Source organism: Lysobacter solisilvae, assembly GCF_016613535.2.
Taxonomy (GTDB): domain Bacteria; phylum Pseudomonadota; class Gammaproteobacteria; order Xanthomonadales; family Xanthomonadaceae; genus Agrilutibacter; species Agrilutibacter solisilvae.
The window spans coordinates 1,735,285-1,747,141 of sequence record NZ_CP071518.1; the positions used below are offsets into that span (position 1 = coordinate 1,735,285).

The 11,857-nt window shown below is 71.2% G+C and carries 7 protein-coding genes; 3 read left to right on the forward strand and 4 right to left on the reverse strand.

From position 1 onward, the window contains the following. Nucleotides 1-62: 62 nt before the first annotated feature. From I8J32_RS07555 to I8J32_RS07565, 3 genes are all read right to left on the reverse strand, one after another. Nucleotides 63-2,147: a toll/interleukin-1 receptor domain-containing protein gene (locus I8J32_RS07555; RefSeq protein WP_200610286.1), complete on the reverse strand. Its 2,085-nt coding sequence runs from the start codon at nucleotides 2,145-2,147 to the stop codon at nucleotides 63-65. Nucleotides 2,148-2,345: 198 nt separating this feature from the next. After that, nucleotides 2,346-4,028, reverse strand: coding sequence for a hypothetical protein (locus I8J32_RS07560; RefSeq protein WP_200610288.1), 1,683 nt, complete (start codon nucleotides 4,026-4,028; stop codon nucleotides 2,346-2,348). A 131-nt stretch (nucleotides 4,029-4,159) separates the two neighbouring features. Further along, entirely contained in the window at nucleotides 4,160-4,651 is a 492-nt protein-coding gene (locus tag I8J32_RS07565; RefSeq protein ID WP_200610290.1) for an RDD family protein, read from the reverse strand. Between the two features lie 26 nt (nucleotides 4,652-4,677). On the opposite strand from I8J32_RS07565, the gene xerD reads away from it, so the two are divergent. From xerD to purL, 3 genes are all read left to right on the forward strand, one after another. Further along, the gene (xerD, locus tag I8J32_RS07570; protein WP_200610292.1) at nucleotides 4,678-5,631 is read left to right on the forward strand and encodes a site-specific tyrosine recombinase XerD; all 954 of its coding nucleotides are present in this window, start codon (nucleotides 4,678-4,680) and stop codon (nucleotides 5,629-5,631) included. A 111-nt stretch (nucleotides 5,632-5,742) separates the two neighbouring features. Beyond that, nucleotides 5,743-6,630 (forward strand): DsbC family protein, encoded by an 888-nt coding sequence (locus tag I8J32_RS07575; RefSeq protein ID WP_200610294.1) that lies wholly within the window; start codon nucleotides 5,743-5,745, stop codon nucleotides 6,628-6,630. Nucleotides 6,631-6,832: 202 nt separating this feature from the next. Beyond that, nucleotides 6,833-10,795 (forward strand): phosphoribosylformylglycinamidine synthase, encoded by a 3,963-nt coding sequence (gene purL, locus I8J32_RS07580; RefSeq protein ID WP_200610296.1) that lies wholly within the window; start codon nucleotides 6,833-6,835, stop codon nucleotides 10,793-10,795. A 167-nt stretch (nucleotides 10,796-10,962) separates the two neighbouring features. On the opposite strand, the gene I8J32_RS07585 is transcribed toward purL, so the two are convergent. Next, nucleotides 10,963-11,829: a NosD domain-containing protein gene (locus tag I8J32_RS07585; RefSeq protein WP_200610298.1), complete on the reverse strand. Its 867-nt coding sequence runs from the start codon at nucleotides 11,827-11,829 to the stop codon at nucleotides 10,963-10,965. Nucleotides 11,830-11,857: the final 28 nt, after the last annotated feature.

Sequence of the window (11,857 nt, forward strand, 5' to 3'; positions counted from 1 at the left end):
CCTGCGGGGCCGGGGGGAGGCGGGCGCTAGGCCCGTCGTGCACGTCCGATGCGGGCTGCCGTTCATTGCGCGGCGACGCGCGCCGCCGGTGGAAACGGTTGCATCGGGATGTAGCCGGCGGCGTCGAGGCGTTGCCGGTGTGGCGTGGCCTCGACGTCCTCGCCCAGGTGATGCAGGACGCGCACCAGCGGATCGAGCCGGCTGAAGGGAACCCCGGTGGCGGCATCGTCTTCAAGCAGTTTCCTGGCGCGGGTCCACCTGGCCGCGGCGTCGGCGCCCTGGCGCTGCTGCTGCGCCACCTCGCCCTCCAGCAGCCAGGTCCGGGCCAGCCACAGGCGCAGCGCTTCGTTGTGCCCGGCCCGCCATGCCGGGTCGATCAGCGTGCGCGCGGCGGCCAAGTGCCTGCCGGCCGAGGCGGCGTCGCCCTGGGCCAGCGCAAGCTGGGCCTGCAGGTTGCGCGCGCGCACCAGCCAGCTGAGCACGCGTTCGTTCCTGGGTTCGGCACGGTGCGCGCGGGTGAGGATCGCGGTGGCTTCCGTCGCGAGTGTTCCGGCCGCCGGTGCATCCGCCGTCATCGCCAGCTGCGCTTGCCACCAGCGGCAGATCGCGGGTGACACCTGCCAGCCGTTGTTGGCCGGATCCTGCCGTGCCAGGGCAAACGCCAGCGGCGTCGCGGTTGCGATGCTGGCGCGCGCCTGGTCCAGGCGACCGCGCTGGGCCTGCACATCCGTGAGCAGGATCAGCGCATCGATCCGCACTTCCTTCCACTCGGCATTGGCCGGATCCTCGGCGGCGTTGCGGCTCATGCCGGCCACCTGCTGCGCATAGAAGCCCTCCGCGTCCGCGAGCTTTCCCTGTCTTGCCGACATCAGGCCCAGCCACGCCGCGGTATTGGCGTCCTCGTAGCGCAGCTTCAGGTCGCGCGGGCGCTGCCGCAGCCATTTGCGGTACAGCTCGCGCTTGGCGCGCATCTCGCGTTCGGCGTCCGCGAACCGGCCCAGGCGCTCGTCGAGCACGGCCAGGTTGTGGTGGCCATAGGCCACTTCGCGTTGCCAGTCGAAGTTGTCCGGATCCATCGCCGCCAGCTTCAGCGCGCTGTCCTTGTACTTGCGGAACCAGACGCCGGTGTCGTCGTGGCGGCCCTGCTCCAGGGCCACGAAGCCGATCCAGTATTCGGCCTGCGCCAGGTCGAACAGGCGCTGCCCGTTGTCCGGCGCGCGCTGGTACAGCGCGGTGCTGCGTGCGTGCGCCTCGCGGAAGGCGGACATGGCGGCGTCGTGGTTGCCTTCTCCCAGCCGCACTTCGCCGATGCCGGTGAGCGAACGGGCCTGCTCTTCCAGCGCGCGGTCGCTGAGGTCGCGGGGATCGAGCGTGGCGAAGTAGCCGGTGGCCTTGTCATCGACCGAACGCATGAGGTCGAGCCGGCCCACGGTCGTCAACTTCTCGCGCAGGTCGCCCAGCATGAAACCCAGGATGTCCTCGGCCTGCGCCTGCCGGCGCTGGGCGTCGTTGCGCGCGACCCAGGCCGTGGCGGCCAGGGCCAGGGCCATGGCCATGCCCGCCAGGGACGCGGCGGCGACCATCGACCACTTGCGCTGCCGCCGTTGCGCCTCGCGACGGGCAAGGCTGTCGTAGCCGATGCCGAGCAGGCCGGCGACGAGCTTGAGGAAGGCGCGTTCGCGGCCGTCGCCCTCGCGGCGGGCATCGGCGGCCAGCGGTTCGACCGGACGACCATCGCTGCCGGGCGCCAGCGCCGCGGGCGGGAAGCACTGCTGCGCGGGGTCGGCGCTGCCGGGTTCACCGGCCACGACGAAGCACAGCACGCGATCGTCGCGGCCGCCGGCGCGGAAGGCTTCGACCTCCGCGTTGACCCAGCGCGATTGCGCCGCCGAGGGCGAACACACGACGATCAGCGCCGCCGAATCGTCCAGCGCGCCGCGGATGCTGCTGCCCAGGTCGCCGGAGCTGGGCAGCTCGTCGCGATCGCGGAAGAAGGTGCCCAGCCGGGCCGTGATCTGGCCGTGCGCGCCTTGCGTGCCCACCAGCCGCGATGGCACGCGATAGGTTTCCAGCCGGCGCAGCAGCCAGCGCGCCCATTCGGCATCGGCGTGGCTGTAGCTGAGGAAGGCGCGGAAACGCGTGGGCATGTGAGCTCCGGTCCATCCGGAACAACGCCCGCGGGTCCGGGGGGCGGTCAGGCGAAGGCCACACCCGGATGGGGGTCGGAGCGATTCGTCCGTGCAGAACGGCCGAGCCGGTCGATCAGGGCCGGTCTATCAAAGCCGGTCGATCAAGGCCGATCGATCAAGGCCGACCGATCAAGGCCGTCGTCCACAGCGGATCGGTCAAAGCCGCGAATGTTCCAGCGGCCGCTCGCGGTGCATGAGCGTCCATTCGGCGTGTTCGGCCAGCGCCGCCTCGCCGAGGGTGCGCAGGACCTGCTGCTGCTCGCCCACCCCCCGACTGCTGTTGAGCCGGCGCCGGGCCGCGCCGAAGATGCGCAGCATGTAGCGGTACTGCTTGATCAGTTCCTTGTCCGCCTTCTTGTAGGCATAGGCCTCGTGCACCGCCGCCGCCACCGACACGATGCCCATGGTCGACACCAGGATGTGCTGCAGGTGCGGGTCGAACCAGCGCGAGAAGAACGCCAGCACGGCGCTGAGGCCCACGCCGATCCACAGGCACCACAGGCCGGCGAGCTCCGCCCGGCGATGCAGTCCGGCGCGCCGCGCCGCCGCGACCTCGAAGTAGCGCAGCTGGCCATCGGATTGCGTGGTGCCGATCCACTCGCGCACCACGGCCGCCACCTCGGGTTCGCCCGCGGGTCGCAGGAGGCCTTCGAGGCTGCCGCTGCGCATGACGTTGCGGATCCAGCCCAGCTCCGCGTCCTGCTTGTGCATGAAGTTGTCGTGCGCGAAGGACGGCGAATGCAGGTCGGCGATGCCCGCGCGCCGCCAGAACGACTGCACGCGCAGCCCTTCGGCCAATGCGCGGTAGTCCAGGTACTTGCGCTGCCATTCGCGGCGCCGCGACACCGACACCACGCCCATGCCCGCCAGGAAGAAGACCAGGAACAGGTTGATGATCAGCTGGTGCGTCGCGACGTGCGTGTACAGGAAGAACGCGAAGCCCATCGCCGCGGCCAGCAGGTAGACGACCTTCAGCACCCGGTTGACGCGGCGCTGGTAGGTACGCGCCAGCCAGTCGGCGGTGACGAACATCGCGTGGATCGGGCAGTCCGGGCCATCGGCCACGCCGGGGCGTTCCGCGGCAATCGCGTCGGCGTATTTGCGGCAATCGGCATTGAAGGCGGCCTGGCGGCTGTACATCCGGTCGAACGTCGCCGGCATGGCCGCCTGCGCCACCACGGCGTCCTCGGCGGTGAGCCACAGCCCCTGGGTGGACGCGGGTTCGACGTCCCCGTCGCGTCGCGTGGGCAGGTGGTAGACCACGGTTTCCTCGTCCAGCCCAAGCAGGGCCAGGGTGGTCCCGCGCCGACGCTCGATCGCGCCCGGCAGTTCGCCGTGCAGGTGGAAGCGCACGATCTGCGCGGTGCCGCCGAGACGGTCGGATTCCAGGCCATCCCAGAGCGCGAGCAGCACGTGGCAATGGCTGGAGATGAAGATGCCGGCCTGTGCGTACTGGCGGTCCCGCGCCGGACCGCGCACCGCCACGTCCGCCAGCGTCACGCCCGAGCGCAGGGGCAGCGGAACCAGTTCGGCCTGCTGCAGTTGCCGTTCGAACAACGCCAGGTTGTCGGCGGATGCGAAATCCTCGCGGTACAGCTCGACCGGCAACGGCAGCGGCGCGACCACGCGCAGGCCCAGCTCGAACGCGACCTGCGCGACCAACTGGTCGCTGCCCTCGGCGAGCGAGGACAACAGCATCACGGGCAGCTGCGGATAGCGGGCCGCCAGGTCGAGGAAGAAGGCCCGTACCTGCGCCTGGAGCGGGGCGATCGCGGAGGGATGCAGGTGCCGATGCCCGGTGATGCCGACCAGCAGGTGGGTCGCGTCGAGAGCAGGCATGCGGTGTCCAACGCCGACGGCACGCACGCCGCGGGTACTCAGTGGCGAACGCGAGAGCGCTGGGGCTCAGGCCATGAGGCGGGGGAGGGGCGATCGCGGACAGCGATCGCGCCAGGCAGGCAGGGGCCGCGTCAGCGCCTGGGCAGGCGGACCAGGCGCGTGCGGGAGGCCAAGTCGTGCCAGGTCGACTTCGCAGGCGTGAACCAGGCCCACCAGAAGCCGAGGCCACCCAGCAGCAATGACAACGTGCCCACGGCGTAACGGGTCCACAACTGGGACCACGCCGGCACCCCCGCATCGCGCGAGACCAGCCGCAGCCGCCACGGACGCATGCCCAGGGTCTGGCCGCCGCGGCGCCAGCTCACCGTCGCGTACAGGCCGGCGATGACCCAGCACGCCAGCCACAGCAGCCATGCCAGTAGCGAGAACGGCGGGATGTTCTGGCGCGGGTCGTGATGCCCGAGGAAGGTGAAGCCCACGGTGAACACCACCGAGACCAGCATCCACAGCGCCAGCGCGGGCCACAGATCGTAGAAGAGCGCGAGCAGGCGCCACGCGATGAGCGGCTCGGGCGGGGTATCGGCGGCGGCGGCGGGCGCGGCGGGCGGGGCGTCGGAGGTCATCGCGCCAGCATATAAGCTTTGGCACGATGAGCCCGCGCACTGCTGCCGACCGCCGCCAGAGCACCATGACCCTGCCGCCCGTGCCGGATGCGGACGCGCGCGACATCGGCCAGTTCCTGGATGCGATCTGGGCCCACCAGGGCCTGGCGCGGCAGAGCCTGGACAGCTACCGGCGCGACCTGGAAGGCTTCGCGCGCTGGCGCGAGGGCCGCGGCGGCGGGCTGGCCGGCGCCGACCGGGCCGCCCTGTTCGACTACCTGGCCTGGCGCAGCCAGCAGGGCTATGCGCCCCGCAGCACCGCGCGCCTGCTGTCGGCGCTGCGGGCCTTCTTCGCCCATCGCATCCGCACCGGCGCGCGCGCCGACGATCCGACCGCACTGCTCGACCCGCCACGGCTGCCGCGCAGCCTGCCCAAGGCGCTGGCCGAGAGCGAAATCGAGGCCCTGCTGGCGGCTCCCGACACTGACAGCCCGCTGGGCCTGCGTGACCGGGCGATGCTGGAGCTGATGTACGCCTGCGGCCTGCGCGTGAGCGAGCTGGTGAACCTGCCCTCGACTGCCGTGAACCTGCGCCAGGGCGCCCTGCGCGTCACCGGCAAGGGCAGCAAGGAACGCCTGGTGCCCTTGGGCGAGGAGGCCCAGCACTGGCTGGAGCGCTACCTGTCCACCGCCCGTCCCCAGTTGGCCGGCGCACGCGCCCTGGCGCCGCTGTTCCTGAATGCGACCGGGGAGGCGCCTACCCGGCAGCAGTTCTGGCGCCTGGTCAAGCGCTACGCGGGCGCGGCGGGGATCGAGCCGGCCCGGATCAGCCCTCACGGGCTGCGCCACAGCTTCGCCACCCACCTGCTCAACCACGGTGCCGACCTGCGCGCGCTGCAGTTGCTGCTCGGCCACGGGTCCCTGTCCACGACGCAGATCTACACACTGGTCGCGCGCGAGCACCTCAAGCAGTTGCACGCCCGCCACCATCCGAGAGGGTGAGACGGCCCTTCGTGCGCCGGGTCGCTTCCCGGTGTCGCCCTGCGTGCCACAATCGGGAACCTGCCGAACCTTCCGGCACTCCAATTTCCGGACTTCCACGCTAGGACCCCCATGAAGCGCATCGTCTTCGCCCTGCTGGGCGCCATCAGTATTTCCGCCTGCGCCCAGGCCCCGCAGCCCAATGCGGCGGCACAGGCGCCCGGCGCCCAGGCCGCATCGGCCAAGGGCCCCATGGTCAGCGCCGCGTCCGCGACGGGCGCGAAGGCGACGGCCGGCACGCCCGAAGCCCGGGCCATCGAGGCCGTGCGCCGGCTGAATCCCAAGATCGTCGTCGACCGCGTCGGCCCCTCGCCGATGAAGGGCTTCCAGGAAGTGGTGGTGCAGGGCCAGATGGCCTACGTCAGCGATGACGGCCGCTACCTGTTCCTGCCTGGCCCGCAGGGCGCGCTGTACGACACGGTCGAACAGACCAACGTCAGCGAGCTGTCGATGGCCAGGACGCGCAAGGAACTGCTCAAGACGGTGCCGGTCAGCGAACGCATCGTGTTCGCGCCGGCCAACCCGAAGCACACCGTGGCGGTGTTCACCGACGTGGAATGCGGCTACTGCAAGAAGTTCCACAGCGAGATCGCCGAGTACAACCGCCAGGGCATCGCCGTGCAGTACCTCGCCTTCCCGCGCATGGGCCTGGGCAGCGAAGACCACAAGAAGATGATTTCGGTGTGGTGCTCGTCCGACCGCCGCAAGGCGCTCACCAACGCCAAGGCCGAAGTCGCCATTCCGTCGAAGGACTGCAAGAACAGCGTGACGATGCAGTACGACGTCGGCCAGCGCGCCGGCCTCACCGGCACGCCGATGATCATCGCCGAGGACGGCACCACGGTCGGCGGCTACCTGCCCCCGGCCGAACTGCGCCAGGCGCTGGACAAGCTGGCCACCGGCAAGCAGGCCCCGGCCGCGTCCACCGCCGCCGACCCGGTAGCCGCCACGGGCGGCTGAAGCCGGGGCCGGGCGCACGGCGCCCGGGGTCCACCGCGAAAGGCCGCGCCCAGCGCGGCCTTTTTCATGGCGCGATCGTTCGGCGAACCCGCCTGCGTACGCCCCGGGCGGCTGCGGTCCGCCCGCCCGCCCGGACCTCCATGGGCGTCCGGCCGGCAGGGGCGGCTACAATAGCCGGCCCGTACCCCACGGTTCCCCGGACATGATGGTCCTCGAGGGCGCTGCCGCCCTGTCTTCGTTCCGCCGCGAACGCCTGCAATCCCGTCTCCAAGCCGTCCATCCCGACCTGCGCCTGCTCGGCGCGTGGTGGACCTACTGGGTGCTCCCCGACACCGACGCCGCTCCCGACCGCGCGACCCTCGCCCGGATCCTGCAGGGCGGCTTCGAGGAGGCCCCGCGCGAAACCGGCGCCGTCTCCCGCTACGTCACGCCGCGCCTGGGCACGCTGTCGCCCTGGGCCAGCAAGGCCACCGAGCTGCTGCGTGGCGCCGGACAGCCGGTCCGGCGCGTCGAGCGCGGCCTGCGCTACGACCTGGCGGGCTGGCCCACCGACGCGGCGACCCAGGGCGCCCTGGCGCGCCTGCTGCACGACCCGATGACCCAGTCGCTGCTGGATGCCCGCGACGACGCGGCGCTGCTGTTCGCCACGCCCGCGCGCGGCGAGCTCGAGCGGATCGCGCTGGCGGATCTGGAGCAGGCCAACGCGCGGCTGGGCCTGGCGCTGGCACAGGACGAAATCGCCTATCTGCGCGAGCGATACGGCGCGTTGGGCCGGCAGCCGTCGGACGTGGAGCTGATGATGTTCGCGCAGGCGAACTCCGAGCACTGCCGGCACAAGATCTTCAACGCCAGCTGGACGATCGACGGACGCGAGCAGCCGAACTCGTTGTTCAAGATGATCAAGAACACCCACGCCACGACGCCGCAGCACACGCTTTCGGCCTACAGCGACAACGCCGCGGTGGTGGAAGGCTATCCGGCGCGCCGCTTCCGTCCGGCGCCGGACTCGCACGCCTACCGCAGCGAGTCCGAAGTGCCTTCGGCGTTCTGCATCAAGGTCGAGACGCACAACCACCCCACCGCGATCGCACCGTTCCCTGGCGCGAGCACCGGCAACGGCGGCGAGATCCGCGACGAAGGCGCCACCGGCCGCGGCGGTCGTCCGAAGGCCGGCCTGTGCGGGTTCTCCGTGTCGCACCTGCGCATCCCCACGCTGCCCCAGCCCTGGGAGACCGACCGCGCGCTCAACCCGCGCATGGCGCCCGCGCTGGAGATCATGCTGGACGGCCCGCTGGGCGGCGCCGCGTTCAACAACGAATTCGGCCGTCCGAACCTGGTGGGCTACTTCCGCAGCTTCGAGCTGGGCGAGGGTGCCCACGCGCGTGCGTACGACAAGCCGATCATGCTCGCCGGCGGCCTGGGCGCGATCGACCGCGTGCAGGTCGACAAGCACCCGCTGCGTCCGGGCGATGCGGTGATCGTGCTCGGCGGCCCGGCGATGCTGATCGGCTTGGGCGGCGGCGCCGCCAGCTCGGTGGCCTCCGGCGAGAGCGCCGAGGAGCTCGACTTCGCCAGCGTGCAGCGCGACAACCCGGAGATGGAGCGCCGCTGCCAGGAAGTGCTCGACCGCTGCGTCGCACTGGGCGAGGACAATCCCATCGCCAGCGCCCATGACGTCGGCGCGGGCGGCCTGTCCAACGCCATTCCGGAGCTGCTGCACGACTCCAGCGTCGGCGGCGTGATCGACCTGGCACGCGTGCCCAGCGACGACCCCTCGCTGTCGCCGATGCAGCTGTGGTGCAATGAATCCCAGGAGCGCTACGTGCTGGGCCTGCCGGCCGAGCGCGTCGCGCAGTTCGCCGCGCTGTGCGAGCGCGAGCGTTGCCCGTTCGCGGTGGTGGGTTACGCCACGGCCGAGGAACACCTGGTCGTCGGCTACGGCGCCACCGTGGCCAACGCCCGCGAGAGCGGTCGCGACTGGCCGATCGACCTGCCGATGGACCTGCTGTTCGGCAAGGCGCCGAAGATGCACCGCGACACCCGCCGTCCGCCCGCGGCCCCGTGGCCCGCGCTGGACTGGCAGGGACTGGACCTGCACGAGGCCGCGCTGCGCGTGCTGGCCCATCCGACCGTCGCGGCCAAGCAGTTCCTGGTCACCATCGGCGACCGCACCGTCGGCGGACTCACCGCGCGCGACCAGCTGGTCGGTCCGTGGCAGATGCCGGTGGCCGACTGCGCGATCACGCTCTCGGGTTTCGAGGGTTTCGTCGGCGAGGCGATGGCGATCGGCGAACGCACGCCGCTGGCCCTGCTCGACGCCGCCGCCGCCGCGCGCATGGCCGTGGGCGAGGCGATCACCAACCTGGTCGCCGCGCCCATCGACGCGCTGGACCGCATCAAGCTGTCGGCCAACTGGATGGCCGCGGCCGGGCACCCGGGCGAGGACGCCCGCCTGTTCGACGCGGTCAAGGCGGTCGGCATGGAACTGTGCCCGCAGCTGGAGCTGAGCATTCCGGTGGGCAAGGATTCGCTGTCGATGCAGGCGCAGTGGCACGCCGACGGCGAGGCCCACAAGTCGGTGTCGCCGGTATCGCTGATCGTCACCGCATTCGCGCCGGTCACCGACGTGCGCGAACAGCTCACGCCGCAGCTGGAGCGGGAAGAGGAATCGGAGCTGTGGCTGATCGGACTGGGCGCGGGCAAGCAGCGCCTGGGTGGTTCGGTGCTGGCGCAGGTGTATCCGCAGGCTGGCGCCACCATGACCAGCGAAGGCGTCATGCCGGCCTTCGCCGGCCGTTCCGCCGACCCCGACGACGCGGCCGTGCCGGACCTGGACGACCCGCAACGCCTGCGTGCGTTCTTCGAACTGATCCGCGACGCGCGGGTGCACGGCCTGTTGCGCGCGTACCACGACCGCAGCGACGGCGGCGCGCTGGCCGCGCTGTGCGAGATGGCCTTTGCCTCGCACGTGGGCCTGGACATCGATCTGGACGGCTGGGGCGATGACCGCAGCGCCGACGCGCTGCGCACCCTGTTCAACGAGGAACTGGGCGCGGTGGTGCAGGTCGCCTCGGAGGACCGTGCCGAGTTCGCCGACCTGGTCGCGCGCCACGGGTTGATCGATTGCGCGCAGCGCATCGCCCGGCCGACCAGCGCCCCGGTGATCCGGGTGCGGCAGGAAGGCCAAGTGCTGGCGCAGTGGCGATGGGACGAGCTGTTCGACGCGTGGTGGTCCACCACCCACGCGATGCAGAAGCTGCGCGACAACCCCGAATGCGCCGACGAGGAACGCGCCGCCGCGCGTGATTTCGGCGCTCCGGGCCTGCGTCCCAAGCTGGGTTTCGACGCGACGCAGGACGTGGCCGCGCCGTACCTCAACCTCGCGGTGCGTCCGAAGGTGGCGATCCTGCGCGAGCAGGGCGTCAACAGCCAGATCGAAACCGCGTTCGCATTCGACCGCGCCGGCTTCCAGGCGTTCGACGTGCACATGAGCGACCTCATCCACGGGCGCTTCAAGCTCGATGACTTCACCGGCTTCGTGGCGTGTGGCGGCTTCAGCTACGGCGACGTGCTGGGCGCCGGGCGCGGCTGGGCGACGTCCGTGCTGGAACGCAGCGCCCTGCGCGAGGCGTTCGCCGCGTTCTTCCAGCGCAGCGACAGCTTCGCGCTGGGCGTGTGCAACGGTTGCCAGATGCTGTCGCAGCTCAAGGACCTGATCCCGGGCGCGGAGCACTTCCCGCAGTTCCTGCGCAATCGCAGCGAGCAGTACGAAGGCCGCCTGGCGCTGCTGGAAGTCGCCGACTCGCCGTCGCTGTTCCTGCGCGGCATGGCCGGATCGCGCATTCCGGTGGCGGTGGCCCACGGCGAAGGCCGTGCGAGCTTCGATGCCACCGGCGATGCCTCGCGCGTGGCGATCGCCCTGCGCTACATCGAAGGCGATGGCACGCCCGCGACCCGGTACCCCGCCAATCCGAACGGCTCGTCGCATTCGATCGCAGGCCTGAGCAGCGACGACGGCCGCGTGACCATCCTGATGCCGCATCCCGAGCGCACGCTGCGCAATGCGAACTTCAGCTGGGCGCCGCGCGACTGGCGGCAGGCCACCGGCACGGATGAATCCCCGTGGCAGCGGATGTTCGCCAACGCGCGGGCCTGGGTGGACTGATCCTCACCGCGCGCCTGGCCCGGCAGGGCGGCGCGCCGTCGGGCGATCCGCCGGCGACAGTGCCTACCGGGCGCAGGGGGACAACACGTCCGCCTGCCACCCGGTTTCAAAACAACGACGGCCCGCGCTGGCGGGCCGTCGCTTTTACAGTCGGTGACCGGCGCCGATCAGGGAATCTCGACGTTGGCCTCGCCGTAGCAGTTGGCCACAGCCGTGTCGAATCCGCTGACCACGTTGCGCACCGCCGCGCCCACGGACGTGCCGCAGAGCACGCCGGTCGACCCGGCGCGACCGCTGCCGTTGAGCGTGTTCTCCACCACCGTGACGCGGCCGCTGGCCTGGTTGCGGATCGCCTGCTCGACGCCGGTGCCGGTGGCCGCGACGCCGCGCACGCGGTTGCCGCTGACGGTGCCGGCCTGGTTGAGATAGGTGTAGATGCCCGAGGCATTGCCATTGCCGCCCGCGTCGCCGGTCGGGACCACGCCGTTGACCGTGTTGTCGATGACGTCCACGTCGTAGGCCGTCGCGATGCCCACCGCGTAGGTCAGGTAAGTCGGATGGGTGGAACCGCCGGTGGTGAGCACGGTGTTGCCGCGGGCGACGGACCCGTCGCCGACCAGGTTGATGCCCTGGAAGGTCATGCCGTTGAGCGTGTTGTCCTCCACCACGTGGCCGCCGCCGGTGAGGTTGATGCCCACGCGGAAGCCGCGGATGTTGCACCGGCGCACCGTCACGCCCTGGCGGTCGGCGGAGGTGCTCACGCCGTGGCTGTCGGTGCCGGTGCCGGCCTGCAGGCCGCCCAGCTTGAAGCCGTTGCAGTCGATGGTGATGTTGTTGTTCGCCACCGTGATGGCCGCCACGTCGGTCAGTCCGGTCGACAGGTCCTTGCGCAGGCACCACACGCCCTGGGTCGAGATCGTCGCCGGGACCGAGTCGATGAAGCCGGTGCAGTTGTCGTAGCTCTCGGCAGCCTGGGCGGCGTGGGGAGCGAGCAGGACGGCCAGGCCGAGCATGGCCAGAAAGCGGTGGGTCATTCGTGTTCTCCCGGTGGCGCGAGGGTCG